The organism is Pseudomonas sp. P106(2024) (assembly GCF_057480815.1).
Map to the genome: position 1 here is coordinate 130,405 of NZ_JBLIYU010000010.1, position 26,862 is coordinate 157,266.

23 protein-coding genes are annotated in these 26,862 nt (G+C 64.5%); 9 read left to right on the forward strand and 14 right to left on the reverse strand.

What is annotated here, in order from left to right:
• Positions 1-35: 35 nt before the first annotated feature.
• Positions 36-692: a response regulator gene (locus AC25M7_RS17215; RefSeq protein ID WP_028689201.1), complete on the forward strand. Its 657-nt coding sequence runs from the start codon at positions 36-38 to the stop codon at positions 690-692.
• On the opposite strand, the gene AC25M7_RS17220 is transcribed toward AC25M7_RS17215, so the two are convergent.
• From AC25M7_RS17220 to hslO, 3 genes are all read right to left on the reverse strand, one after another.
• Positions 682-1,116 (reverse strand): acyl-CoA thioesterase, encoded by a 435-nt coding sequence (locus tag AC25M7_RS17220; protein ID WP_486971307.1) that lies wholly within the window; start codon positions 1,114-1,116, stop codon positions 682-684. The genes AC25M7_RS17215 and AC25M7_RS17220 overlap by 11 nt on opposite strands.
• A gap of 216 nt (positions 1,117-1,332) precedes the next feature.
• Positions 1,333-2,874: a phosphoenolpyruvate carboxykinase gene (locus tag AC25M7_RS17225; protein WP_050703331.1), complete on the reverse strand. Its 1,542-nt coding sequence runs from the start codon at positions 2,872-2,874 to the stop codon at positions 1,333-1,335.
• A gap of 179 nt (positions 2,875-3,053) precedes the next feature.
• Positions 3,054-3,956, reverse strand: a complete 903-nt coding sequence (gene hslO, locus AC25M7_RS17230; protein ID WP_028689204.1) for an Hsp33 family molecular chaperone HslO — start codon at positions 3,954-3,956, stop codon at positions 3,054-3,056.
• A 108-nt stretch (positions 3,957-4,064) separates the two neighbouring features.
• On the opposite strand from hslO, the gene AC25M7_RS17235 reads away from it, so the two are divergent.
• Positions 4,065-4,865, forward strand: a complete 801-nt coding sequence (locus AC25M7_RS17235; protein WP_182322361.1) for a phosphatase PAP2 family protein — start codon at positions 4,065-4,067, stop codon at positions 4,863-4,865.
• 30 nt (positions 4,866-4,895) lie between these two features.
• On the opposite strand, the gene AC25M7_RS17240 is transcribed toward AC25M7_RS17235, so the two are convergent.
• Positions 4,896-5,297: an RNA-binding S4 domain-containing protein gene (locus AC25M7_RS17240; RefSeq protein WP_241412179.1), complete on the reverse strand. Its 402-nt coding sequence runs from the start codon at positions 5,295-5,297 to the stop codon at positions 4,896-4,898.
• A gap of 109 nt (positions 5,298-5,406) precedes the next feature.
• Between AC25M7_RS17240 and rimB the strand changes: the two genes are divergently transcribed.
• Together rimB and rimK are read left to right on the forward strand one after the other, a co-directional pair.
• Positions 5,407-5,889, forward strand: coding sequence for a retropepsin-like aspartic endopeptidase RimB (gene rimB, locus AC25M7_RS17245; RefSeq protein ID WP_028689207.1), 483 nt, complete (start codon positions 5,407-5,409; stop codon positions 5,887-5,889).
• A complete protein-coding gene (gene rimK / locus AC25M7_RS17250; RefSeq protein WP_486971308.1) occupies positions 5,886-6,791 on the forward strand; it encodes a 30S ribosomal protein S6--L-glutamate ligase in 906 nt (301 codons plus the stop codon). The genes rimB and rimK overlap by 4 nt, the downstream gene beginning before the upstream one ends.
• Before the next feature lie 44 nt (positions 6,792-6,835).
• On the opposite strand, the gene AC25M7_RS17255 is transcribed toward rimK, so the two are convergent.
• Together AC25M7_RS17255 and ompR are read right to left on the reverse strand one after the other, a co-directional pair.
• Positions 6,836-8,149 carry an ATP-binding protein gene (locus AC25M7_RS17255; protein ID WP_028689208.1) on the reverse strand — a complete coding sequence of 438 codons (1,314 nt, stop codon included), beginning with the start codon at positions 8,147-8,149 and terminating at the stop codon, positions 6,836-6,838.
• 94 nt (positions 8,150-8,243) lie between these two features.
• The gene (gene ompR, locus AC25M7_RS17260; protein ID WP_028689209.1) at positions 8,244-8,984 is read right to left on the reverse strand and encodes an osmolarity response regulator transcription factor OmpR; all 741 of its coding nucleotides are present in this window, start codon (positions 8,982-8,984) and stop codon (positions 8,244-8,246) included.
• 229 nt (positions 8,985-9,213) lie between these two features.
• Between ompR and AC25M7_RS17265 the strand changes: the two genes are divergently transcribed.
• The 5 genes from AC25M7_RS17265 to AC25M7_RS17285 all read left to right on the forward strand — a co-directional run bounded on the left by AC25M7_RS17265 (position 9,214) and on the right by AC25M7_RS17285 (position 19,579).
• Positions 9,214-11,538, forward strand: coding sequence for a Tex family protein (locus tag AC25M7_RS17265; RefSeq protein WP_062362703.1), 2,325 nt, complete (start codon positions 9,214-9,216; stop codon positions 11,536-11,538).
• Positions 11,538-11,921, forward strand: a complete 384-nt coding sequence (locus AC25M7_RS17270; protein ID WP_051555625.1) for a PaaI family thioesterase — start codon at positions 11,538-11,540, stop codon at positions 11,919-11,921. Before AC25M7_RS17265 ends, AC25M7_RS17270 begins: the two co-directional genes overlap by 1 nt.
• A gap of 241 nt (positions 11,922-12,162) precedes the next feature.
• Positions 12,163-13,740 carry a glutamate--cysteine ligase gene (gshA, locus tag AC25M7_RS17275; RefSeq protein ID WP_162175249.1) on the forward strand — a complete coding sequence of 526 codons (1,578 nt, stop codon included), beginning with the start codon at positions 12,163-12,165 and terminating at the stop codon, positions 13,738-13,740.
• Entirely contained in the window at positions 13,740-14,381 is a 642-nt protein-coding gene (locus AC25M7_RS17280) for a TetR/AcrR family transcriptional regulator (protein ID WP_279153203.1), read from the forward strand. The genes gshA and AC25M7_RS17280 overlap by 1 nt, the downstream gene beginning before the upstream one ends.
• Before the next feature lie 71 nt (positions 14,382-14,452).
• On the forward strand, positions 14,453-19,579 hold the full coding sequence (locus tag AC25M7_RS17285; protein ID WP_486971309.1) for a dermonecrotic toxin domain-containing protein: 5,127 nt from the start codon (positions 14,453-14,455) through the stop codon (positions 19,577-19,579).
• A gap of 51 nt (positions 19,580-19,630) precedes the next feature.
• Here the strand turns inward: AC25M7_RS17285 and AC25M7_RS17290 are convergent, their stop codons facing one another.
• From AC25M7_RS17290 to AC25M7_RS17325, 8 genes are all read right to left on the reverse strand, one after another.
• A complete protein-coding gene (locus AC25M7_RS17290) occupies positions 19,631-19,846 on the reverse strand; it encodes a TOBE domain-containing protein (RefSeq protein WP_008095172.1) in 216 nt (71 codons plus the stop codon).
• A gap of 29 nt (positions 19,847-19,875) precedes the next feature.
• Positions 19,876-20,688, reverse strand: a complete 813-nt coding sequence (ssuB, locus tag AC25M7_RS17295; protein ID WP_028689214.1) for an aliphatic sulfonates ABC transporter ATP-binding protein — start codon at positions 20,686-20,688, stop codon at positions 19,876-19,878.
• A complete protein-coding gene (ssuC, locus tag AC25M7_RS17300; RefSeq protein ID WP_028689215.1) occupies positions 20,688-21,485 on the reverse strand; it encodes an aliphatic sulfonate ABC transporter permease SsuC in 798 nt (265 codons plus the stop codon). The genes ssuB and ssuC overlap by 1 nt, the downstream gene beginning before the upstream one ends.
• Positions 21,486-21,496: 11 nt before the next feature.
• Complete coding sequence (gene ssuD / locus AC25M7_RS17305; protein WP_028689216.1) at positions 21,497-22,645, reverse strand: FMNH2-dependent alkanesulfonate monooxygenase; 1,149 nt, start codon at positions 22,643-22,645, stop codon at positions 21,497-21,499.
• Between the two features lie 60 nt (positions 22,646-22,705).
• Positions 22,706-23,671 (reverse strand): sulfonate ABC transporter substrate-binding protein, encoded by a 966-nt coding sequence (locus AC25M7_RS17310; RefSeq protein ID WP_028689217.1) that lies wholly within the window; start codon positions 23,669-23,671, stop codon positions 22,706-22,708.
• A 95-nt stretch (positions 23,672-23,766) separates the two neighbouring features.
• Positions 23,767-24,360 carry an NADPH-dependent FMN reductase gene (gene ssuE / locus AC25M7_RS17315; RefSeq protein ID WP_486971310.1) on the reverse strand — a complete coding sequence of 198 codons (594 nt, stop codon included), beginning with the start codon at positions 24,358-24,360 and terminating at the stop codon, positions 23,767-23,769.
• Positions 24,361-24,677: 317 nt separating this feature from the next.
• Positions 24,678-25,316 carry a peroxiredoxin gene (locus AC25M7_RS17320; RefSeq protein WP_028689219.1) on the reverse strand — a complete coding sequence of 213 codons (639 nt, stop codon included), beginning with the start codon at positions 25,314-25,316 and terminating at the stop codon, positions 24,678-24,680.
• Positions 25,317-25,480: 164 nt separating this feature from the next.
• On the reverse strand, positions 25,481-26,842 hold the full coding sequence (locus AC25M7_RS17325; RefSeq protein ID WP_486971311.1) for an OprD family porin: 1,362 nt from the start codon (positions 26,840-26,842) through the stop codon (positions 25,481-25,483).
• Positions 26,843-26,862: the final 20 nt, after the last annotated feature.

A 26,862-nucleotide genomic window follows, 5' to 3' on the forward strand; every position in this document is an offset into this window, starting at 1 on the left:
CCGCCCCCCTTCCCTTGCGAAACAGGCCCTTATTCATGCCTTGCCGAATCCTGCTTGCCGATCACTCGCCGCTCTTCCGCGCCGGCCTGCGTGCCCTGCTTGAACAGAAGAAAGATTTCGTCGTGGTGGGCGACACCGGCGATGCCATGACAGCCGTGAGCCTCGCGGAAAAACTCAAGCCGGACATCGTGGTGCTCGACATGAGCGGCGAGCTGGACAGCCAGCAGGCCCTGCAGGAGCTGTTCATCCGCGCGCCAGCCTGCCGGGTACTGATGTTTTCGCCACGCTCGGAGCTCGAGCATGTGATGAGCTGCCTGCAGCTGGGCGCCCATGGCTTCCTGCTCAAGAGCGCCACGGTGAGCGAGCTGGAACAAGCCCTGCAGACCCTGCGCGGAGGCGGCCAGTACCTGTCGTCGGCGGTACTGCCGATGGTCATCGGCCAAGCCCTGAAACACAGCCGCAAGCGCGTCGTCAGCCAGGTACAGACACCGCCGCTGACCAACCGCCAGCTGGAGATCCTGCGCCTGATCGCCCGAGGCGAGACCACCCGCTCCATCGCCGACGGCCTGGGCCTTAGCATCAAGACCGTCGAGGCCCATCGCTCGCAGATCATGCACCGCCTGCAGATCCACGACGTGCCCGGCCTGGTGCTGTTCGCCGTGCGCGAGGGGATCATTCGCCTCAACGATTGAGCGACAGCCCGGCGAGGATCATCTGCAGCGTCTCCGACAGCGCCACCGGACGTCCCGAGGCCCGCTCGACGAATACCTGCACCACGCTCCCCGCCGCGCAGGCTTCGGCCTCGCCCGGGCGGAACAGCGCCAGGCGGAACTCCACGGTGCTGCCTGCCAGGCGCGTCACGCCCAGGCCCACCTCGAGCACGTCGGGAAATCCCGGCAAGGCGAAGAAGTCCGCCGCCGAACTCACGACGAAGCCGGCCAGCTCACCGTCGCGCAGGTCCAGTTCGGCCTGTTCGACCAGGAAGGCCTGGATGGCGGTTTCGAAGAAGGCATGCACGGTGGCGCCGGCGAGGTGACCGTTGTGGTCGTTGTCCTGCGGACGGGTGAGGATGGGGTGGAAATGGGAGAAGGCGGAGCGTTGGGGGGATTCTGTCATAAGGCATCTGCTTTCTGGTGGGTGCCCTGCAAGTGAAACAGATTCTGGCCTTGCTGTATTGATGCAGCAATCCAGCAGACCTTCAGGAACAGCATGTAAATCCTATAGAAGCTGGCTTTCCCTGCGATAGCCTCAGTAGACACAGCACCCAAAGCAGGCTTTCAAATACGAAAAAGCCGCCCCGAAGGGCGGCTTTTCATCCGAACCGGCTGCAGCTTACAGCTGCGGACCAGCGGCCTTGATGGCGTCGGAAACGTCGAACTTCTTGAAGTTCTCGGTGAACAGCGTGGCCAGGCCCTTGGCGGCTTCGTCGTAGGCAGCCTTGTCAGCCCAGGTGTTGCGCGGGTTGAGCAGCTCGGTCTCGACGCCCGGAACAGCCTTCGGCACGTCCAGGTTGATGATGTCCAGGTGCTCGGTCTCGGCACCGACCAGGGCGCCGCTCTGGATGGCAGCGATCACGCCACGGGTGGTCGGGATGCTGAAGCGCTTGCCGACGCCGTAGCCACCACCGGTCCAGCCGGTATTGACCAGGTAGACCTTCGAACCGAACGCCTTGATGCGCTTGATCAGCAGCTCGGCGTAGACACCGGCTGGGCGCGGGAAGAACGGTGCGCCGAAGCAGGTAGAGAAGGTCGACTTGATGCCGCCGCCCGAACCCATTTCGGTGGAACCGACCAGCGCGGTGTAGCCGGACAGGAAGTGGTAGGCCGCCTGCTCGTTGTTCAGGATCGACACCGGAGGCAGTACGCCGGTCAGGTCGCAGGTCAGGAAGATGACCGCGTTCGGCTCGCCGCCCAGGTTCTCTGCCGAGACCTTCTCGACGTGCGCCAGCGGGTAGGCGGCACGGCTGTTCTGGGTCAGGCTCACGTCGGCGTAGTCGGCGTGCTTGTTGGCGTCGATCACGACGTTTTCCAGTACCGCGCCGTGCTTGATGGCTTTCCAGATGACCGGCTCGTTCTTCTCGGAGAGGTCGATGCACTTGGCATAGCAACCACCTTCGATGTTGAAGACCACGCCCTCGCCCCAGCCGTGCTCGTCGTCACCGATCAGGTAACGGCTTTCGTCGGCCGACAGGGTGGTCTTGCCGGTGCCGGACAGACCGAAGAACAGGGTGACGTCACCCGCTTCGCCGATGTTGGCGGCGCAGTGCATCGGCAGCACGTCGGCGGCCGGCAGCAGGAAGTTCTGCACCGAGAACATGGCCTTCTTCATTTCGCCGGCGTAACGCATGCCGGCGATCAGCACCTTCTTCTGGGCGAAGTTGATGATCACGCAGCCATCGGAGTTGGTGCCGTCACGCTCAGGCACGCACTCGAAGTTGGCGACGTTGAGGATCTGCCATTCGCCACGGCCAGCCGGGTTGTACTGCTCGGGGTTGATGAACAGGCAACGGCCGAACAGGTTCTGCCAGGCGGTCTGGGTAGTCATCTTGACCGGCAGGTAGTGTTCGGCCGCAGCGCCTACGTGAACGTAGGAAACGAAGTGATCCTGGGCGTTGTTGAACGCCTCGACGCGGTCCCACAGGGCATCGAACTTGTCGGCCGGGAACTTGCGGTTGATCGGGCCCCAGCCAATCTGGTCCTGGGTGGAAGGTTCTTCGACGATGAAACGGTCAGCCGGCGAACGGCCGGTGCGGTGACCGGTTTCCACCACCAGCGCGCCAGTATCGGCCAGCACGCCTTCACCGCGGGACAGCGCTTCTTTTACCAGCTCATCGACGCTCAGGTCGGTGTACACGGTGTTGTTGGCTTGCGTCATGAGATACCCCATCCGGCCCGAGGCCGAGTGCTCCAAACGTTTTGTAGTCGTCTCGAAAAAACTACTACAGCGAAAAAAGTGGCCGGATTATGCCAGAAACGCCCAAAAAAAGTAGGCCCCTCCTGTCAGAACTGCGTTTTTGCGCAATTCGACAGGAGATTATCCTGTAGTGAACCGTTTCAGTGCTGAGTTTCTGATGGGGCCTCGGTGCCGCCACCGGCAAACAATTGCGCCACATCGCTTGCATCGAAGAGATAGCGTTCGTTGCAGAACTGGCAATCGATCTCGACCCGGCCGCCGCATTCGGCCACCAGCGCCTTGGCATCCTGCTCGCCGAGGCTGACCAGGGCGTTGCCGGAACGCTCGCGCGAGCAACTGCAACGGAAGCGTAGCGGCTGGATATCGAACAGGCGAACCGCGTCCTCGTGGTACAGGCGGTGCAGCACGGTTTCGTTGTCCAGGCCGAGCAGTTCATCGACCTTCACGGTGTTGGCCAGGGCCTTGACATGGGCCCAGCTTTCCTCGCGCTCCTCGCTGTCCTTGTGGATCTCGGCCGGCAGCTGCTGCACCAGCAGACCACGGGCGCGGGCGCCATCGGCGGCCAGGGAGATGCAGGTGTTCACTTGCTGCGACATGACGAAGTAATTGGTGAAGCACTCCGACAGGTCCTTGCCGTCCAGCTCGACAGTGCCCTGGTAACGCTGGCCGTTGACCGGAATGATGGTCAACACCAGGTGACCACCCGGCATCAGGTCGGCAAGGCCGGCATCCGCCTTGATCTGATCGGCCTCGTAGCGCGCCAGGCCACGGATGTCGTGCTCGCTGGTGTACTCGATGGCCAGCAGCGGCACCGGGCCCTGGGACTGCGCCTGGAGTACCAGCAACCCGTCGAACTTCAGGGTGCCGACCAACAGCGCGGCGGCGGCCATCAGTTCACCGAGCAGATGCTTTACCGGCTGCGGGTAGTCGTGCTTGGCCAACACCTCGGCGTAGCTGCGTTCCAGCGCGACCATCTCGCCGCGCACATCGCGGTCGTCGAACAGGAAGCGTTGGGTGAAATCGGTATCTGGCAAGTCGCTCATGGTTGTCTGGCTTTCTAAAAATGATTACAAAATAATTACAGGAGACTGAAAGGTCCGCCGCAGAGCGCTCAGAAAGCACTCATAACCCGCTGGATATCGAGGTATTTTATGGATAATCGACCACTGTTCCAAGCAAGGTGGTCTTGGGGACCGTTGGCAGCCTGCACCCTGTTGCCCGTCGCACTACTGTGTTTCTGGTTGTGGCCCGTTGGCCAGATCCTGTGCCTGACTTTCGACGAGTGGCTGTTCCACAGCCTCAATGCGCCACTGGCCGACAACCTGATCTGGCGGTCGATCTGGGCAGTCGGCAGCCTACGCCCGTTCGACATCCTGGTCGGGCTGATCATGTTGTCGCTGCTGATTCGCGGTGATTGGGTATTCAAGGCCACCCAGGTGCGCCAGGCGTTTTTCGGCTTCCTGGTCACCCTACTCCTCTTAGTGGTGATTCGCGCGCTGTTTTCCAAGTGGGTCAGCGCAATGGGCTGGCAACACAACAGCCCATCGATGGTGTTCGACAACGCCGTGCACCTGAGCGACTTCTACCCGCACCTGGAAGCGAAGTGGGAATTGAAGGACCGCTCCAGCCAGAGCTTCCCGGGTGACCACGCCTCGGTGCTGCTGATCTGGGCGCTGTTCATGAGCCTGTTCAGCCGCCGCCTGGCGCAGCACCTGGTGATCTGGGCGCTGGCCTTGCTGTTCATGCTGCCGCGCCTGGTGGCCGGCGCCCATTGGGGGCAGGACGACTACATCGGCGGTTTGTTGATGGCGGTCCTGGCGCTGGGCTGGAGCTGCCACACGCCCCTGGCGGCCATGGCCAGCGCGGCGCTGGTGCGGTGGACGTCGCCACTGTTCGGTTGGCTCGGCAAGCTGCCGCTGGTCGGACGGATGAGCGTGGTTCGCGCTGCCTGATTGATCACAGGGGCCGCTTTGCGGTCCCTTTCATTCGAAGCTGCCATGCAGTTGATGAATCTGCCGCCGCTGCTTCTTGTTCGGTCGCCCGTCGGTGGTCATGCCCAGGGCGCCGGCCTTGCGCATCTCGGCCGCCTGCTCGCGGCGCTTCACGCTTTCAGCCGTCTCCTCGTAGAGCAGCTGCGCCTCCGGCGCCCCGCGCCGCACCAACGACAGCGCCTTGACCACCACGGTGCGCTCGTCGAAACCGGTGCGCAGCACGAACTCGTCGCCCACCCGTGGCTCCTTGCCCGGCTTGCAGCGCTCACCCCGGCAGTGCACCTTGCCGCTTTCGATCGCCGCCTTGGCCAGGGCGCGGGTCTTGTAGAAGCGCGCCGCCCACAGCCATTTGTCCAGGCGTACCTTGTCATCGTCGTCAGGCTTTTGTGCCATGGTTTTTCCTCGAATTCTGTCTTTCACGGAACTGTACTACCGTGACTGACGGATGCAAAAAATCCGTGCCGTCATTACAGTTCATCTCCATATCCCCAGGGCACGCTTCGTGAAGACATTTGACCACCTGACTGTGATCGGCCTGCGCGAGTGGGTCGCCCTGCCCGAGCTGGGTGTCGCCGGCCTGCGCGCCAAGATCGACACCGGCGCCAGCACCTCTAGCCTGCACGCCACCGAGGTCGAACCGTTCGAGCGCGATGGCCAGCCATGGGTGCGCTTCACCGCGCACCTGGGCTCGGTGGTGCAGTTGCGCCACCGGCGTTGCGAGGCGCCACTGGTGACCATGAAGACCATCAAGAGCTCCAACGGCCAGGCCCAGATCCGCTACGTGATCCGTACGGCCCTGGCGCTGGGCGACCGGGTCTGGGAGGTCGAGTTCACCCTGGCCTGCCGCAAGAGCATGCGCTATCGGCTGCTGCTCGGCTCGAAGGCGCTCATCCATGGCCAGTTGGTGGTCAACCCAGGCCTTAAGTATGTCCAGGACAAACCGGCCTTCCCGGCCACCCTTTCCCCTGTCACAGGTGCTGCATGAAGATCGCTGTGCTGTCGCGCAATCCGCGTCTGTATTCCACCCGCCGCCTGGTCGAGGCCGGTACCCAGCGGGGCCACGAAGTGGTGGTGATCGACACGCTCCGGGCCTATATGAACATCGCCAGCCACAAGCCGCAGATCCATTACCGCGGCAAGCCGCTGGAGGGGTTCGATGCGGTGATCCCGCGCATTGGCGCATCGGTCACCTTCTATGGCTGCGCGGTGCTGCGCCAGTTCGAGATGATGGGCGTGTACCCGCTCAACGAGTCGGTGGCCATCGCCCGCTCCCGCGACAAGCTGCGCTCCCTGCAGCTGCTGTCTCGGCGCGGTATCGGCCTGCCGATCACCGGTTTCGCCCACTCGCCGGACGACATCCCCGACCTGATCCAGATGGTCAACGGCGCGCCGCTGGTGATCAAGGTGCTCGAAGGCACCCAGGGCATCGGCGTGGTGCTGTGCGAGACCACCAAGGCCGCCGAGTCGGTGATCGAGGCGTTCATGGGCCTGAAGCAGAACATCATGGTCCAGGAATACATCAAGGAGGCCGGGGGCGCCGATATCCGTTGCTTCGTGGTGGGCGACAAGGTGATCGCCTCGATGAAGCGCCAGGCCAAGCCGGGCGAATTTCGCTCAAACCTGCACCGCGGTGGCGTGGCCAGCCTGATCAAGATCACACCCGAAGAGCGCATGACCGCGATTCGCGCGGCGAAGGTCATGGGCCTGAGCGTGGCGGGCGTGGATATCCTGCGTTCCAATCACGGGCCGCTGGTGATGGAGGTGAACTCATCGCCTGGGCTGGAGGGTATCGAGATGACCACCGGCAAGGACGTGGCCGGGATGATCATCGAGCACCTTGAGAAGAACAGCGGGCCGAATCAGACGCGGACCAAAGGCAAGGGCTGAGAGCGACATGATGTCGCGAAAGGGCCGCACAGCGGCCCCGGAAATCACACGGCGTTACGCGGCAGCAGCAACCCCAACGGCAACCTCACCCGTGCTTCAATGCCACCGCCAGAGCGGTTGCGCAATTCCACATTGCCGCCATGCTGCGCGGCGATACGCTTGACGATCGCCAGCCCAAGGCCGGTGCCCTTGCCGCCCCGCGCCCGGTCGCCACGGATGAACGGGTTGAAGATGGTCTCCAGTTCCGACTCATCGATACCCGCGCCACGGTCCAGCACGCTGAGCACCACATACGGCGCGCTCTGGTCGCCCGACACATAGGCCGCCACCTCGACGCCCTTGCCAGCGTGATGCAGGGCGTTGCCAATCAGGTTGCCCAGCATGCGCTTGAGCGATACCCGACGCAGCGGGAACGGCGGAATCGGCTCCAGGCACAGCCGCACCTGCTCCTTGTGCTGGTTGTAGGGCGCCACCACCTCGTAGATCAGGTCGTTGAGGTCGACCTCCTCCACCGGTTCGTCGCGCCCGTCCCGAATGAACGCCAGGAACTGGTCGAGAATCGCGTCCATGTCCTCGATGTCGCGGACCATGTCCTCGCTGAGGTCGCTGTCGTTGCCTATCAGCGACAGCGAAAGGCGCAGCCGGGTCAGCGGTGTGCGCAGGTCATGGGACACCCCGGCCAGCATCAGCTCGCGCTCACGCCCGGCCTGCTCGACATCCTCGGCCATCTGGTTGAACGCGCGGTACACCTCGGTCATTTCGCTCGGGGTGTCGCTGATCGGCAGGCGCACGCTGCGCCCCTGGCCCAGCTGGCGGGCGGCGAACACCAGGCGCTTGAGCGGCTGGTTGAGCTGACGCACGAAGATCCAGGCCGATGCCGTGGACAACAGGCCGATAGCCAGGAACCAACCGAGCACGTTCCAGATCTTCTGCCCACGCAGCGGGTGCGGATACAGCGGCACCTTGAGCCAGCCCGGGCCCAGGCTGGGGGCGTTGACCCACAGCGCGGGCGGCGCGTGGATGCGCAGGCGCACCTCGGTGTCATCGCCCAGTTCGGCCTGCATCTGGCGCTGGTAGATCTCGCTGTAAGGCCAGTGCTGCTCGCCCTCCGGCACGCCGGCGCCGGTCACGCGGATGAGGCCGGCCGCCTCGGCGATCTGGTCACGGTTCTCTTCATCCGCGGCCCAGTAGGCGCGCAGCGTCAGGGCCACGCCGTGGCTGTACTGGCGGTCGACCAGCACGTCTTCGTTCATCAGCAGGTACACGAGCGTCAATGCCTTGGAGAACAACACGACGATCAGCACCAGCCAGAGGGTGCGGGCGAAGAAGCTTTGTGGGAACCAGAGAGGCGTTTTCATCGATCAACTACTGTGCTGAAAAGGCCGGCCGTCACAGACGAAAACAGGGCGACCCGCGTGGGTCGCCCTGCTGCACCCTGACGAGCCGACAGGCTCATTTGCCGGCGTTTCCGTCCGGCACGAAGACGTAGCCCACACCCCATACGGTCTGAATGTAGCGTGGCTTGGACGGGTCGGGCTCGATCATCCGGCGCAGGCGCGAAATCTGCACATCGATGGAGCGCTCCAGGGCGTCCCACTCGCGGCCGCGGGCCAGGTTCATCAGCTTGTCGCGGGTCAGCGGCTCGCGGGCATGCATGACCAGGGCCTTGAGCACGGCAAACTCACCGGTGGTGAGCATGTGCGTTTCCTCGCCGCGCTTGAGTTCGCGGGTGGCCAGCGACAGCTCGTAGTCGCCAAAGGTGACGGTTTCTTCCTCGCTGCCCGGCGCGCCTGGCACGCTCGGGGACTGGCGGCGCAGCACGGCCTTAACCCGGGCCACCAGTTCGTCGGGGTTGAACGGCTTGGCCAGGTAGTCGTCGGCGCCCAGTTCCAGGCCCTTGATGCGGCTGAGCTCATCGCCCTTGGCGGTGAGCATGATAATCGGGATCTGGTTGTTCGACGCGCGCAGGCGCTTGCACGCGGACAGACCGTCCTCGCCCGGCAACATCAGGTCGAGGACCACCAGGTTGAACACTTCACGGGCCAGCAGGCGGTCCATCTGTTCGACGTTGGGCACGGTGCGGACACGGAAGCCCTTGCTGGTGAAGAAACGGTCCAGCAGGCTGCTCAGGCCCGGGTCGTCGTCGACGATGAGAATCTTGTCGCCTTCGGCGGCGTTTGCGGTGCTGGTCATGAATAACTCCTCTGATATCGCCGCGCATTATGGCGTAGCCACTGCAGTGCGTGCCGTGTGCATTGTTAGCAGATTTTTCCCGGCATGCCACTGTCGCCCCGTCGTCGGCTGGCGCCGCGCCATCACCGCAAGCCCGGCGCGATGGGTATAATGCGCGGCTTTCACCCAGCGCCGCCGGGCCAGATCGCCCACCCGCGGCCTTGCATTCACTATTTGTCAGGTGGTTTTCATGGACAGCATCAACAGCCGTATCGCCGAGGAACTGGGCGTGCGCCCACAACAGGTCGAAGCGGCCGTGGGCCTGTTGGACGAAGGATCGACCGTGCCCTTCATCGCCCGTTACCGCAAGGAAGTGACCGGCAGCCTGGATGACACCCAACTGCGCCACCTGGAAGAGCGCCTGCGCTACCTGCGCGAGCTCGACGAGCGCCGCGCCAGCATCCTGGCCAGCATCGAGGAGCAGGGCAAGCTGACCCCGGAGCTGGCCCGCGAGATCAAGCTGGCCGACACCAAGACCCGCCTCGAAGACCTGTACCTGCCGTACAAGCAGAAGCGCCGCACCAAGGGCCAGATCGCCCTGGAAGCGGGCCTGGGCGAGTTAGCCGACGGCCTGTTCAACGACCCTCAGCTGGACCCGGAAAGCGAAGCGGCACGTTTCGTCGACGCCGAAAAAGGCGTGGCCGACGTCAAGGCCGCCCTGGAAGGGGCCAAGTACATCCTCATGGAGCGCTTCGCCGAGGACGCCGCCCTGCTCGACAAGCTGCGCGGTTTCCTCAAGCAGGAAGCGGTGCTGACCGCCCGCGTGGTCGCTGGCAAGGAAGAGGAAGGCGCCAAGTTCCGCGACTACTTCGCCCACGACGAACTGCTGCGCACCGCGCCATCGCACCGTGCCCTGGCGATCTTCCGCGGGCGCAACGAAGGCGTGTTGAGCGCCTCGCTGAAAGTCGGCGAAGAGCTGCCGGGCACCCTGCACCCGTGCGAGCTGATGATTGGCAACCATGTCGGCATCGAAAACCGCAACCGCCCGGCCGACAAATGGCTGGGTGAGGTGGTGCGCTGGACCTGGAAGGTCAAGCTGTACACCCACCTGGAAACCGACCTGTTCGGCGAACTGCGCGACAACGCCGAAGGCGAGGCGATCAACGTCTTCGCCCACAACCTGCACGACCTGCTGCTGGCTGCCCCGGCCGGTCCGCGCGCAACGCTGGGCTTCGACCCGGGCCTGCGCACCGGCTGCAAGATCGCCGTGGTCGATGCCACCGGCAAGCTGCTGGACCACACCACGGTCTACCCGCATGCGCCGAAGAACGACTGGGATCGCACCATTTCCATCATGGCCGCGCTGTGCGCCAAGCACTCGGTCGAGCTGATCGCCATCGGCAACGGTACCGCCAGCCGCGAGAGCGACAAGCTGGTGGCCGAGCTGGTCAAGAAATACCCAGCGTTGAAGATCACCAAGATCATGGTCTCCGAGGCCGGTGCCTCGGTGTACTCGGCTTCCGAACTGGCCGCTCGCGAGTTCCCGGACCTGGACGTGTCGATCCGTGGCGCGGTGTCCATCGCCCGCCGCCTGCAGGACCCGCTGGCCGAGCTCGTGAAGATCGACCCGAAATCCATCGGCGTCGGCCAGTACCAGCACGACGTGTCGCAGGTGAAGCTCGCTCGCGGCCTGGACGCCGTGGTCGAGGACTGCGTGAACGCCGTGGGTGTGGATGTCAACACCGCTTCCGTGGCGCTGCTGACGCGCATCTCCGGCCTCAACGCGACCCTGGCACAGAACATCGTCGCCCACCGCGACGCCAACGGCCCGTTCGCCACCCGCGCCGCGCTGAAAAAAGTCAGCCGCCTGGGCGAGAAGACTTTCGAACAGGCGGCCGGCTTCCTGCGCGTGATGAACGGCGACAACCCGCTGGACGCCTCGGCAGTGCACCCGGAAGCCTACCCGCTGGTGCAGCGCATCGCCGCCGACACCGACCGCGACATTCGCTCGCTGATCGGCGACAGCGGTTTCCTCAAACGCCTGGACCCGAAGAAGTTCACCGACGAGACCTTCGGCCTGCCGACCGTCACCGACATCCTTCAGGAGCTCGACAAGCCTGGCCGCGACCCGCGTCCGGAGTTCAAGACCGCCACCTTCCAGGATGGCGTCGAGGACCTCAAGGACCTGGAGCCGGGCATGATCCTCGAAGGCGTGGTGACCAACGTCACCAACTTTGGTGCCTTCGTCGATATCGGCGTGCACCAGGACGGCCTGGTACACATCTCGGCGCTGTCGGAGAAGTTCGTCAAGGACCCGCGTGAAGCAGTCAAGGCCGGTGACGTGGTCAAGGTCAAGGTCATGGAAGTGGACATCCCGCGCAAACGCATCGGCCTGTCCATGCGCATGAGCGACACCCCAGGCGAGAAGGTCGAGGGTAACCGCGGAGGCAACCGTGGCAATGGCGGCAGCCGCCAGCATCAGGCGCCGCGCCAGCGCGAGACCAGCACCGCCGCGCCGGCCAACAACGCCATGGCGTCGCTGTTCGCCAACGCCAAGCAGCTGAAGAAGAAGTGATGGACGTACCGAAAGCGTACGTCGAGAGCGCCTTCAGCCAGCTCCTGGGCTGCCGCCTGCAACGCCTGGAAACGGGTGTTGCAGAGGTGGCCCTGGCGCTTGAGCCGCACCTGCGCAACCGTGGCCAGAAGCTGCACGGCGGGGCGATCTTCAGCCTGGTGGACATCGCCATGGGCCTGGCCTGCTCGGCCAGCCATGGCTTCGATCAGCAGAGCGTGACCATCGAGTGCAAAATCAACTACATGCGCGCCGTCAGCGAAGGCGAGGTGCTGTGCACCGCCCGGGTGCTGCACGCCGGTCGGCGCACGCTGGTGGTCGACGCCGACGTGCTTCAGGACGACAAGCTGGTGGCCAAGGCCCAGGGAACCTTCGCGGTTCTCTAGCTGACAGGCCCCCATCTGCGGTATTTTCGGCGTAATGCTGTACACCTGATCGCAGGGCAAGCCCGCTTCCACGCACGCTCACAGGCTCCGGGGGAGCGGGCTTGCCCCGCGATCAGGCGCATACAGGCCAGCGCCGGAACCGCGTAAACCAGGCGACAACGCCAGTTCCTTTCCCAACTACCCTTGTAGACCGTCATCCCTACCCCCATATTGGGGCGACTGACGCGTGAAGGAATCCATCTTGAGCGACCTCCTCAACCGCCGCCTGAGCCTGCTCGGCGACAATATCGACCTGCTCAAGCAGTGCCTGCACGGCATTGAGCGCGAATGCCTGCGCGTGACCAACGACGGTCGCCTGGCCCAGACCCCGCACCCCGAGGCCCTGGGTTCGGCGCTGACCAACGAGCAGATCACTACCGACTATTCCGAGTCGCTGCTGGAATTCATCACCCCGGCCCTGGCGGACCCTGCCAAGGTGCTCGAGAGCCTCGACCAGATCCACCGCTTCGTCTACACCAAGCTGGGCGACGAATACCTGTGGAGCCCGTCAATGCCCTGCACGCTGCCGGCCGAGGAAGACATCCCGATCGCCGAATACGGCAGCTCGAACATCGGCAAGCTCAAGCACGTCTATCGCAAGGGCCTGGCCCTGCGTTACGGCCGCACCATGCAGTGCATCGCCGGCATCCACTACAACTTCTCCCTGCCCGAGGCGCTGTGGCCGTTGCTGCGCGATGCCGAAGGCGGCGAGCAGGACGACCGCGACTACCAGTCCTCGGCCTATATCGCACTGATCCGCAACTTCCGCCGCTACAGCTGGCTATTGATGTATCTGTTCGGCGCCTCCCCGGCCCTGGACAAAGGATTCCTGCGTGGCCGCCCGCACCAGCTCGAAGAGCTGGATGCCGAGACCCTCTACCTGCCCTACGCCACCAGCCTGCGCATGAGCGACCTGGGCTACCAGAGCAACGCCCAGGCGGGCCTGACGCCCTGCTACAACAACCTGGCCAGCTACACCGACAGCCTGCGCAAGGCCGTCGGCACGCCCTACCCGCCCTACGTCGAGGTCGGCACCCACAAGGATGGCGAGTGGGTACAGCTGAACACCAACATCCTGCAGATCGAGAACGAGTACTACTCGAACATCCGCCCCAAGCGCGTCACCTATACCGGCGAGCGGCCAATCCAGGCCCTGACCTCCCGTGGCGTGCAGTACGTGGAAGTACGCTGCCTGGACATCAACCCATTCCTGCCGGTGGGTATCGACCTGACCGAAGCGCGCTTCCTCGACGCCTTCCTGCTGTTCTGCGCCCTGGAAGAAAGCCCGCAGCTGGACAACGGCGAGTGCGGCCAGTGCACCGACAACTTCCTCACCGTGGTCAAGGAGGGCCGGCGCCCTGGCCTTGAGCTACGCCGTGACGGCCAGCCGGTCGCGCTGAAGACATGGGCGAGCGAACTGATCGAACGCATCGGCCAGCTGGCCGGGCTGCTTGACCGCGCCCAGGGCGGCAACGCACACGCCAAGGCCCTGGAAGCGCAGCAGGCCAAGGTCGACGACCCCGAGCTGACGCCTTCGGCCCAGGTGCTGGCGCGCATGACCGAACACGACGAGAGCTTCGTCAAGTTCTCCCTGCGCCAAAGCCGCCTGCACGCCGAGAGCTTCCGCGAGCAGCCGCTGCCCGCCGAGCGCCAGCAGGCCTTCGAAACCCTCGCCCGTGAATCCCTGGCCGAGCAGTCGCGCCTGGAGCAGCAGGAAGTGGGTGATTTCGACCTGTTCGTCGGGGCCTACCAGGCCAGCATCCTGGCGATCAGCAACTGATGACCCGACCCGCCTCCCCGCGCAAGCCACGCGCCAGCAGCCAGGCCAGGATCGAAACGATCCAGGCCGCGGCCCGCGAGCTGCTGGCCGAGCACGGGGTGACAGGCCTGTCGATCTACAGCGTGGCCGAGCGGGCGCAGATTCCGCCGTCGTCGGTGTATCACTTCTTCGCCAGTGTGCCGGCCTTGCTGGAGGCGCTGACCGCCGACGTGCACCGGGCTTTTCGCGAGGCCCTGAGCGCGCCCATCGACAGCGCAGCGTTCAGTACCTGGCCGCAACTGTCGCGGCTGATCGAGCAGCGCATGCTCGACATCTACCACGAGGACGCCGCCGCCCGGCAGCTGATCCTCGCCCAGCACGGGTTGAGCGAAGTGGTCCAGGCCGACCGTCAGCATGACCTGGAACTGGGCAAACTGATGCACACGCTGTTCGACCAGCATTTCCAACTCCCGCCGATGCCCACCGAGGTGGACGTGTTCGCCTTGGCCATGGAGCTCAGCGACCGTGTCTATGCCCGCTCGATGCAGTTGCACGAGCAAATCACCGCGCGCATGGCCGAGGAAGGCATGCGGGTGTTCGAGGCGTACCTGGGGCTGTACTTGCCGCCGTTCTTGGCAAAACGCCACAGCAGCAACATGTAACGCAGACCATCCGAGGTCGGACGTTGAAATGAGCGCCTCTATCAGCACTCAGGCCAACGTGGACCACGACCATGACGCAAGCCACTGCTTTCCTTCATACCAACCCAGGCGAATTCGCCGAGTCCGTTACGCCGCCCAGCACCTGGATCGCCGCCGGGCGAGGTAACGCCCTGACCGAGGCGGATCAACGCCGACGCCAGGCCGCCAAGGCATTGCAAAGCCTGTTCGAGCAAGCCCCTTCGACAGGTGCACAGTCGCTCCAGCAGCATTGGGACAGCCGCATGCCCGGCCAGTCGATCGCGCGCCGGGCGTTCGCGCAGCGGCAACTGCGCGTGCATTTCCAGAGCGCGCTCGAGCTCAACCACGGCCTCGATCGCCTCCAGGCCAAGGCACTGGAGCAGTGCCAACTGAGTGACAGCACCCAGTACGCCCAACTGCACTGGCAGCAGCCGGGTCCACCGATCGGCGCCTGCCCAGGGGCCTTGCTGATCCGCCCGACGGCGCCAGGCAACCCCTGGGTTCTCTACCGCCCCGATGCCAACAACCCCATTCGCGCCTTCCAGGACGAAGCGTCGCTCAAGCAATGGGCGCACGAGCACCGCCAGCGCCTGTGGCGCAACCCACCCGAGGCACTGATGGACGACAGCGGCAGCATCGAGGTGATCGCCGGGTCCGCAGACGGCTTTACCGATCTGCTGGACAGCCTGTTGGCCGTTCAGGCACACCCGCTTGAGTTCAAGGCGGAACTCCCGGTGGCATTGAGCCAGGACCTGACGCAACGGGTCAGCGACGACGACGCCCTGGCGCTCGAAGAGGTTCATTTCGACGTGCTGGACGAACGCTTGCCGCTCGGCTGGCGCAAGCAGCGAATCGACCGTCAGGAACAGTTGCTGGCCTCCTACCTGGGGGGCGACACCGAGCCCAAGTCCCCACGCATGGCGACCTTGCGCACGCACCAGGCCAAGCTGGACGAACTGGACAACGCCCTGCAAAAACTGCTGGCCAAGCTCCCAGAGACACAGACGGAACAAACCTGGGGCGAGGCCAACCGCTTCGAGCACCTCAGCCAGCACTTCGCCAACCTCTTATTGCAGGAAGCCGAGTTTCAGCACACGCTGGGCGAGCTTGGCACGCCGCACCTGGCGTGGGTTCACGCATTGCTGGAGCGGCCTGAACCCAGCCTGCAGCGCCCCATCGTGCCAGGCGCCTTGAAGCTGGTGGTGGGCGACCGTACATGGCACCTGACCGGCTACCTCACCCTCAGGGCCCGCGCCGAAGACAACGCAAGCGAGCCCGACACCTCGGTGCTGCTCTACAAGCCGGGCCACGAGGGCGGCCTGATGCGCTTCGAGGATGAGGCGCAACTGTTCCGCCAACTGCTGAACACCGCCCAAGGCGCCTGGCCTGAAACGCTGCTGGAAAGCGCCTGGCCGCAAGACACCAACGCGTTGGTCCAGCGTTTGGACGACCCCGACCTGACGCCGAAGCTGGTCAACCCACCCATCACCAACCATGCCTTCGACTACCTGGTGCAAACCCACCTGGTCCTGCTCACCCAGGCCGATACCACCACGCAATTGCAATTGCGCTGGAAGCTCGGTGCCAGCCGCAATACCGCCAGGACGCAAGCGTTCGAACGGCTCGCCGAACGCAACCGCACCGCCCACCTGAACGCACGCCTGCAAACCCTGAAGCACCTCGATGCCCCCCAACGCGCCGCGCTGGCGGCAGCGTTGGACGCCCTGCGCACCGCCATGCGCGCCTCCAGTGCGCTGCTGGCCAAGGACCTGCCCGAGCGCGAGCGGTTCGCGCATGACCGACTGTACGCCCACCTGCGCACGACCTGCGCACTCACCATCGTCCCCAAGATCACCCTGAACATCGCCGATCGCACGGACATACAGCGTGTGCCGCTGCCCGAATCCGGCTTCAGCAACGCCTACAAGGAAGTCGTCACCTTCAGCGCCGAGCGCAGCGACGTCGCGCTGGAGCGCTTCCTACTCTGGGCACTGGATGAAGGCCTGCGCCGGCGCCTGGGCAACGCCAGGATCGTGTTCGCCCCCCCTGCCCTCGCCCCCACTCTGCAAGCGCTGACCCACACCGACATCGCCGACCTGGTGAAGACCCTGGACCTGGCCGGCGCCTACGAAAAGCAGATACTCCGCGCCTTCAAGGGTGACCAGCAGCAGTCTGACTGGGAAGCGCAGTGGCGTCAGGAAACCCTGCGCGCACCGTTCGAGCACCAATTGCAGATCCTGGCCCTCAGCCAGCCTGCGGCCCTCGATGAAGAAGGCGCAGACATGTTCCAGCGCTTCTGCCGGGAACAGCTCGACGCTACCGTGACCAAAACGGTCAGCCACCTGGGCTTGGACCTGCGGCCAGGCGTTGCGGCCGACGGCAGCGCCCGCAACGTGCCGCTGGCCGGTCTGTTCCTCCTCGAAGCGGCCAGTGGGCCCGTGCTGTTGCTGATGCCGGATGCCCCGAACGGCAGGGTCGTCAGCCAGCACGCCAGCCGTGAGGCTGCGTGCCTGGCCCTGGAAGAGCAGGCCATCGACGATGCCATGCGCAACTTCCTCGCCAGCCGCCCCCTCGACGGGGACAGCCAAACCCACCTGTCCTACATCAACCAGGCCCTGCTCAAGTCGTTCTCCGGGTTCATCGCGGCGGGCACCGTGCGCTCCGAACCCATCGCCGAGGTGCAGGCCAGCCTGTTGATGGGCCGCCTGATCATGGAGCATCGCGCCTCATCCCGCAGCCAAACGGACCTGTTCCTGGAAAACGCAGCCATTAGCCACGGGCGAGTCTACGACTACATCAAGCTGGCCCTGGGCTTCCTGCCTGGGGTCGGTGCGCTGGTGGCCCTGTACGACGGCTGGCACGCCGCCAATGCCAGCGTGGAGGCGTTCCTGCGAGGTGACCCTGGCGAGGGTGTCGAACACCTGAACAGCGTGTTCCAGTCACTGATCGATGCCGTTTTCGACCTCACGCCCAGCGTCCTGGCCAGCAACCCCCAGGTCCTGGCACGCACGCGCAGTCGCCAGCAGCTTGCCGGCCTGCGCGCCACGACCGTGACCCGCCAAGGGCGCCCCCAGCCCTTCCAGGGATACGCCAGCGAAGCCCCTGTCGGGCGCTGGACAACTCACCCTGATGCCCACGGCCGAGGCGTGTACCGGCATGTCGAGAGCGGGTACGACTATATCCTGCACCAAGGTGCGCATTACCCCGTGGAATGGGACACCACCTACCTGACCTGGCGTCTCAAGGGCAGCGCATCGCGGACCTACAAACAGCCCGTGCGGCTCGACGAGCTGGGGGGCTGGCAGCCTCATGGGGGCTTGAGCGGGCGCCTGGTGGACGGCGGCCTGGCCGGTGGCGGCGCCTTCCTCGGCCGCCTCTACCAGCAGGGTTGGGAGAATTTGCGTGGCTACCTTGGCCGCCAGCCTGCGCTGCGTTCGCCGCAACAAGTGGCGCTGGATATCGACCAAGGGCGCCTCACTCAGCAGGCCAAGGTAACCGCCAGCCTGGACAAGCTGAAACGCGCCATCGCCGATCACACGGCCAGCTCGGCGGCGCCCATCACCCAATCCAGGGCAGTCCTCCAAGCCCAGCACGCCTATACGGAGCAGTTGCAAACCTTCGTCATCTTCCACGAGCAAAGCCTGGCGCGCCTGCGCAGCAGCCGGGCCCTGTGGGGCCAGATGCCGAGGCAATTCCGCGACGGCCTGGCGTTCAACCTGGTGCACCAGCACCCCAGCCTGATTCGCCAATACCAGTTCCAGATGCAAGGACATTTCGATGAGGTCAGGCGACTGCAGCATGCGCTGGACAGCGACCCCACCGACCCGCTTGCGCAGTTGAAGGCGCTACGCGCCGAGCAAGGCCGCATGGCGCACTCGCTGGAAAAGCTGGAAACAGAGTTCCGCCGCGCAGCCACCCTCAGGAACACCGTCCAGGGCCCACAGCTCACCACCTACCAGTTGGAACTCGACAAGCTGGGCATGCCGCTGGACCCGAACGGCTACCGGGTCGTGCGCCTTTCGATCCAGGCGGCCAATGTGATCAGGTTGCCAGCAACGGCCGGCTACGACTTCTTGCTCGCGTTGCGCCAGATAAACCGGGAGCTCACCCATCTGCGCAACATGCTGTTCAGCCATCAGGACATGACCTCCGCCGGGCTGAGTCGGGCGCAGGAGCACCGTTTCCTACAACAGGTGAAAGCACGCTATCAGCGCTTCGACAACCAGATGACCAGTTGGCAGGACACCTTCCCCGACTTCGTCACTGCGCAGAGCACCCAAGCGATGCGCGCGGAGTTGACCACGTTGATGGCCGAGGTCGACGCCGCCCTCTCTGCATCGGCACCGGTCAGGACGCCTGCTCGCATCAACCGAGGCGCGAGCAGGCCCCGCCTGTTCGAAACCGTCGACCAGCAACTGCTGATTGGCCGCGAGGTCACCATCGACGGGCAACCGCGGATGCAGATCGGCAACCAGCTGGCTCCGGAGTCACAGACCACCTTCTCGCGCACACCCGAAAACCGCTGGCAATCGCCCCGAGCCACACCACCGGTGCCGACGGCGAGCCTGCAGTCCCTGATGGCGACGGCCAGGACACGCCTGGGCAATGTCGCCAACCAGCAGGCCAAGCTGCGCCGATACAAAAACCTGAACATGGCACCGGCCAGCCTGCAGGATCTGGCAGACGGCTATGCCACCACGCTCAAGGACCTGGCCCAGGACATCCTGCGCAAGGGCGGCGACACCCTGAGCGAGGCGCAACGCGCCGTGGCGCGCAACCTCGAGCAAGCGGCCACGGGCCTACAAACGCTGGGCAAGCAACTGCGTATCGAGCAGACGAAAGCCACGCCGCAGCCGCTAGCCGGCCACTTGGAGTACCTGCACGCGCAAGAGGAGGTGGATATCAAGTGGTCCCGCCAGCTCGAGCCGACGAAGAACAAACAGGGGCAGGCGATCGAATACCTGGAGGAATACCGCATCGATGACGCACGCACCGGCGAGCCGCTCTGGTACGCCCACTTCCACTTCAAGAAACGGCCCGGCAACGGCTTCGCCCGTCTGGAGGCCGGACACTTGAAGTTGGCCAGCGAGCGCAACCAGCGGGCCAACGCGTGGCGAGGCCCCCTCAACGAAAGCCAGGCCAGCGCGTTATTCGGCGGGTTGAGACCGACCGAGGGTTGAACCGCTACTGCGGGGCAAGCCTGCGATGGGCCGCACGGCGCCCTGCAGCCATCACAGCTTGGCGATGGACACTTCGGTGGATTTCACGAACGCGATCACTTCACTGCCCACCTGCAGCTCCAGCTCCTTCACGGAGCGGGTGGTGATCACCGAAGTGACGATACCGGAGGCGGTCTGCACGTCGATTTCCGACAGTACCGGGCCTTCGAGGATTTCCTTCACGGTGCCTTTGAATTGGTTGCGAACGTTGATGGCTTTGATGGTCATGGCGTCATTCCTTTTGGGGCTTCGAGGATTCAGTGGGCCCAACGCAACTGCGTGGGCAAGGGGGCTACAGGTTCCGGATCGGGCGGGGTGCCCGGGACGGACAGAACACGGTTGAGCACTTCGCTTTCCAGCGCCGCCAGGCGGTGCGAACCCCGCACCCGTGGCCGGGGCAGGTCGACGACCAGGTCCAGGCCGACGGCGCCGTCTTCGATCAGGATCACACGGTCGGCCACGGCGACGGCTTCGCTGACGTCGTGGGTGACCAGCAACACGGTGAAACCGTGCTGGCGCCACAGGCGCTCGATCAATTGCTGCATTTCAATGCGGGTCAGGGCATCCAGCGCACCCAATGGCTCGTCCAGCAGCAGCAGGCGCGGCTGGTGGATGAGCGCCCGGGCCAGGGCCACCCGCTGTTTCTGGCCGCCTGACAACGCCGCCGGCCAGTCGTTGGCGCGATCGACCAGGCCGACCGCCTCCAGTGCCTCCAGGGCACGGGGCCGCCAGTTGCCGGACAAGCCCAGGCCCACGTTGTCGATCACCTTCTTCCAGGGCAGCAGACGCGCGTCCTGGAACATCAGGCGGGTATCCTCGCGGGCCTCGGCCAGCGGTGCGGCCCCCGCCAGCAGTTGGCCGGCGCTGGGTTGGTCGAGCCCGGCCAGCAGGCGCAGCAAGGTGCTCTTGCCGCAGCCACTGCGACCGACGATGGCGACGAACTGGCCGGCCGGAATGTGCAGGTCGATGCCGCGCAGCACTTCACGCTGGCCAAAGGTGCGACGCAGATCGCGGGCCGCCAGGGGGATGCCACGCAGCAGGCGTGGCGGCTGTTCCTTGAGCACGGTCATCATGCGCCCTCCTTCTTCGCCACCTGGTACGCCGGGTGCCAGCGCAGCCATACCCGCTCCAGGCCCCGGGCAGCCAGGTCGGCCAGCTTGCCGAGCACCGCGTACAGGACGATGGCCAGCACCACCACATCGGTCTGCAGGAACTCGCGGGCGTTCATCGCCAGGTAGCCGATGCCGGCGTTGGCCGAGATGGTCTCGGCGACGATCAGCGTCAGCCACATGAAGCCCAGGGCGAAGCGCACGCCGACCAGGATCGAGGGCAGCGCCCCCGGCAGGATCACCTGGCGGAACAGCGCGAAGCCCGACAGCCCGTAGCTGCGCGCCATCTCCACCAGTGCCGGATCGACGTTGCGGATCCCGTGGTAGGTGTTCAGGTAGATGGGGAACAACGTCCCCAGCGCCACCAGGAAGATCTTTGCCGACTCGTCGATGCCGAACCACAGGATCACCAGCGGGATCAGCGCCAGGTGCGGCACGTTGCGGATCATCTGCACCGAGCTGTCGAGCAGGCGCTCGCCCCAGTTCGACAGGCCGGTGATGAAGCCCAGCAACAGGCCGATGCTGCCGCCGATCACGAAGCCCAGGCCGGCACGCCAGCCGCTGATGGCCAGGTGGGTCCAGATCTGGCCGCTACGCACCAGCTCGACACCGGCACTGACCACCGCGCTCGGCGCCGGCAGGATGCGGGTCGACAGCCAGCCCGCGCTGACCGCCAGTTGCCATATCGCCAGCAGCAGGATCGGCAGGGCCCAGGGCGCCAGGCGCTTGGACCAGGTGGTGGTGGATGCACGACTCATGACCCCGGTCCTCAGCTCTGCGACACGGACTTGGGCAGGATGTCGTTGGCGACCATTTCACCGAACGGGCTCACGTAGCCACCGGTCTTCGGCTGCTCCGGGCGCTGCACGTCAAGGTGCGGGAACAGCAGCTCGGCGACTCGGTACGACTCCTCCAGGTGTGGATAACCGGAGAAGATGAACGTGTCGATGCCAAGATCGGCGTATTCCTTGACCCGCGCCGCAACGGTCGGGCCATCACCCACCAGCGCGGTGCCGGCACCGCCACGCACCAGGCCGACACCGGCCCACAGGTTCGGCGCCACTTCCAGCTTGTCGCGCTTGCCGCCGTGCAGCGCGGCCATGCGCTGCTGACCGACCGAGTCGAAGCGCGCCAGCGATGCCTGGGCGCGGGCGATGGTGTCGTCGTCCAGGTGCGATATCAGCCTGTCGGCGGCGGTCCAGGCCTCTTCATTGGTTTCCCGCACGATCACGTGCAAGCGGATGCCGAAGCGCACTTCACGGCCTTGGGCCGCCGCCTTCTCGCGCACCTGGGCGATTTTCTCGGCGACGGCCGCCGGCGGCTCGCCCCAGGTCAGGTACAGCTCGACCTGCTCGGCGGCCAGGTCCTGGGCGGCCTCGGAGGAACCACCGAAGTACAGCGGCGGACGCGGTTGCTGGATCGGCGGGTAAAGCAGCTTGGCGCCCTTCACCTGGATGTGCTTGCCGTCGTAGTCGACCGTTTCGCCTTCAAGCACCTTGCGCCAGATGCGGGTGAATTCCACCGACGCCTCGTAGCGTTCCTGGTGGTTCAGGTGCAGGCCATCGCCGGCCAGTTCGTCCGGATCACCGCCGGTCACCAGATTGAACAGCGCACGGCCGTTGGACAGACGATCCAGGGTGGCGGCCTGACGCGCGGCCACGGTCGGCGAAATGATCCCCGGGCGCAGGGCCACCAGGAACTTCAGGCGCTCTGTCAGCGGAATCAGCGACGCCGCCACCAGCCAGGAGTCCTCGCAGGAACGTCCGGTGGGGATCAGCACGCCGCCGAAGCCAAGGCGGTCGGCAGCCTGGGCGATCTGGCTCAGGTAGCCGTGATCGACGGCGCGGGCGCCCTCGCTGGTGCCCAGGTACTTGCCGTCACCGTGGGTGGGAAGGAACCAAAAGATGTTAAGGCTCATTGGAGTTGTCTCCTCAAGGGTGGCTCATGCCGAGGCGGCGCCCCGGCGCAGGCGAATCGTTCAAGGCGCGCTGGCGACCTTGGCCGGGGGTGTCCAGATCACGTCCTTGATGCTCAAGGGCTTGGGAATCAGCTTCAGGGCCTGGAAGGTGTCGGCGATCTTCTGCTGCGCGGCGATCACTTCCGGGGTCAGCGGCGCGGCGCCGTAGCCCTGGCGTTTCACCGAGGTCAGGGTGATGTCGGCAGGCAGGCCGAGCAGCGGCGCGACCTGGTCGGTGACCTGCTGCGGGTTGGCCTGGGACCATTCGCCCACGGCACGCACCTCCTCGACCAGGGTGTTGATCACCGCCGGGTGCTGGGTGGCATAGCTGCGGGTGGCCAGGTAGAACTGGTGGTTGTCGACCAGGTCCTTGCCGTCACGCAGGGTGCGTGCCTGCAGTTGCTGCTCGGCGGCGGCCTGGTACGGGTCCCAGATCACCCAGGCGTCGACGCTGCCGCGCTCGAAGGCGGCGCGGGCATCGGCCGGTGGCAGGTAGACGGGCTGGATATCGGTATACTTGAGGCCGGCGTCTTCCAGGGCGCGCACCAGCAGGTAGTGCACGTTGGAGCCCTTGTTGAGGGCGACTTTCTTGCCCTTGAGTTCCTTCACCGACTGGATCGTCGATCCCTTCGGCACCAGGATCGCCTCGCTGTGCGGGGCTGGCGGCTCATAGGCGACGTACAGCAGGTCGGCACCCGCGGCCTGGGCGAACACTGGCGGTGTTTCGCCGGTCACGCCGAAGTCGATGGAACCGACGTTGAGGCCCTCGAGCAGTTGCGGACCGCCCGGGAACTCGGTCCATTGCACGTCGATGCCCTGTTCCTTCAGGCGCTTTTCCAGCGAGCCCTTGGCCTTGAGCAGCACCAGGGTGCCGTACTTCTGGTAACCGATGCGCAGGCTTTCGGCCTGGGCTTGAGTGATGGCGCCGAAGGACACAGCCGCCGCAAACAGGGCGACCAGACCGCGACGCAAGAAGATTGTGCGCATGGCGCTCTCCTGTGCGAGTGGGTTCGGGTAGCACCTGCTTGCCTCGTTGACGGGCGAGTAAGGTGGGAACAACGGTCAAGCGGTATAGCGAGGAATCAGATGCTCCAACGGGCACTGATCAGGCGTTCGTTGAGCTCGCCCGGCACCACCGGCCGAGGCCGGCGCGCCAGGGCGCTGTGGAACGTTTCCAGCGAATCCTGCAGGCGCTGTTCCAGGGCAGCGGCCAGTTGCGCGGGCCGGGTGCCTTCGCCGTAGGCGACCTGGCTGTCGTCGGCGAAGATCCCGTGCAGGGTCTCCTGCGCCTTGAGCGCCGACAGCACCGGCTTGAGGGCGTAGTCCACGGCCAGCATGTGGGCGATGCTGCCGCCGGTGGCGATCGGCAGGACCACCTTGTGTTCCAGGGCTCGCTCAGGCAGCAGGTCGAGCAAGGTCTTGAGGGCACCGGCGAACGATGCCTTGTACACCGGCGTGGCGACCACCAGGCCATCGGCCTGTGCCACCAGTTCATTGAAGTGACGCACCTGCGGGCTGTCGAAGCGCGCGTGGAGCAGGTCCTCGGCGGGGAATTCCCGCACCTGGAAGGTCACCACCTCGACGCCGCGCTCCTGCAGCCAGTCGCGCGAGCGTTCTAGCAGCACGCCGGAGCGTGAACGAAGACTGGGGCTACCACCGACAGAAACAACCAGCATTGAAAGCGCTTCCTTCGATTCGATTGCAGGGCCGCGAGGGGTTGTCCCCGCTGGATGGAAGTGACATTAACAGTTCGTCATATATATCTATAAATCATATTTTTGCATTTGTTTATTCCATAAATAGATATTAATTCTTATCTCTGTAAGAGATCACCCAGCCCTTCGGGCTACGCTGTCGCGCAGGCAACTATCCCCCTGTGGGAGCGCGCAAGGCTCAATTTGGCAATACCTGCCTTTCTGCCAGACATAAAAAAGGGCCGTCGAAACGGCCCGAAGATCCCTGCTTGGCTAAGAGCAATGCAACGAGGAATACCTCATCGATTCGGTTGCGGGGTCAGTCGCAGATAGGGTTTCACCGCCCGGTACCCTTTCGGGAAGCGGCGTTTGATTTCGTCCTCGTCCTTGAGCGAAGGCACGATCACTACCTCGTCGCCGTCCTGCCAGTTGCCTGGGGTGGCGACCTTGTAGTTGTCGGTCAGTTGCAACGAGTCGATCACCCGCAGGATCTCGTTGAAGTTGCGCCCGGTACTGGCCGGATAGGTGATGGTCAGGCGCACCTTCTTGTTCGGGTCGATGACGAACAGCGAGCGCACCGTCAGGGTGTCGCTGGCGTTGGGGTGGATCAGGTCGTACAGGTCGGAGACCTTGCGGTCGGCGTCGGCGATGATCGGGAAGTTGACCACGGTGTTCTGGGTCTCGTTGATGTCATCGATCCACTTGTGGTGCGAGTCGACCGGATCCACCGACAGGGCGATGGCTTTCACGCCACGCTTGGCGAAGTCTTCCTTGAGCTTGGCGGTCAGGCCCAGCTCGGTGGTGCACACCGGGGTGAAGTCGGCCGGGTGGGAGAACAGCACGCCCCAGCTGTCGCCCAGCCATTCGTGGAAGCGGATCTTGCCGGCGCTGGAATCCTGTTCGAAATCGGGGGCGATATCGCCGAGTTTGAGGCTCATGGAAGCGGCTCCTGTGCTGTGTCTGGCCTTGTGGGTTCAATGTGCCTGCTTCCGAATAAAAATAAAAAGAATAAATATCGATTTATTTATAACCATTGAGCATACGGATTCGCAGACACAAAAAAGCCTCGCACTAGACGAGGCTTTCTTGATGCCGCTACGACTTACATGAAGGCGTAAGTGTAGTTGACGATGAAGCGAGTCTGGTCCTGGTCCGCGCTGCTTTCGCCGGCACCACGATAGACGCCTTGACGCAGGCTGAAGCCCAGGCCTTTCAAGGTACCCTGCTGAATGGTGTAGTCGACGCGTGCGTCGCGCTCCCACTCGTTATAGGTGCCGTTACCCGACTTGTTACGGATGTCGTCACCACGCAGGTAGGAAACCGAAGCCTTCAAGCCCGGTACGCCCAGGGACGCGAAGTCATAGGAGTACTGACCGAAGGTGGTGTTCTCGCCAGCACGGGCGAACTGGTTGATCATGCTGTCGGTGAACAGGTAGAAGCTGGAGCCGCCAGCACCTTCAGGACGGTTGTTGCCGTCGCGTACAGCACCTTGGTTCAACCAGACAAAGCCACCGTCGTCGCCGATCTGCTGATGACCCAACAGGAAGGCATGGCCACCCAGGGTATAGGTGAACATGGCGGACCAGGTCTTGTTGTCGACCTTGCCAGCGTTCTTGGCGTAACCGCCGTTGTTGTCGAAGGCGTAAGTGCCTACGTCGCCGTTCTTGCCGTCGCTGCTGCTGTCGAAGTAGCGCAGGTCAGTCTTGAAGGACTGGTTGTCAGCGATCTTGAAGACGTGGGTAGCACCCAGGAAGTGCTGCTTGTAGAAGTCTTCCAGGTTCGAGTAGTAGTACTGCAGGGTCAGGTCCGGAGTGAGTTTGTAGTCCAGACCGCCGTAGCGGAACTTGTTGCTGTCGGCGAAGGCGCCGGAAACCGACAGGCCGGTACGGTTGCTCGAAGCACGGCCCATGGCGTGGGTCAGCTGACCGGCGTTGATGGTCAGGTTGTCGATTTCCTTCGAGGTGATAGTGCCGCCTTCGAAGGTTTGCGGCAGCAGACGACCGTCGTTGGAAACCAGGATCGGCAGCATCGGTGCCAGCGCGCTACCGAAATGCGCTTCGGTCTTGGAGAAGCGAGCCTTGGCGTTACCGCCGACACGAGCCCACTGGCTTACCGAAGATCCATCACTATCGTCCGGGAGGAAACCAGCCTTGTGGTAACCCTTGCCACCATCGAGGTGGATACCCCATACGGCCTGTGCATCGACACCGAAGCCGACGGTACCTTCAGTGAAGCCGGAGATGTAGTCGAGCTTGAAACCTTGGCCGGTTTCACGCTGATCCGGACGCTTGCCTGCAGCACGAGTCGGGGTTGCCGGCGTCGCATGCGCTTCACGGTTGTTGTTGTCGAAGTACATGGTGCGCGAACTCAGGGACAGCTTGCTGTCCTCGATGAAACCGGCAGCGCCTGCTTGTTGGGCGAGAACCCCCAGTGCCACGGCCAGGGCCAGGCTGGACTTGTACATGTTTTGCTCCTCTACGTTCT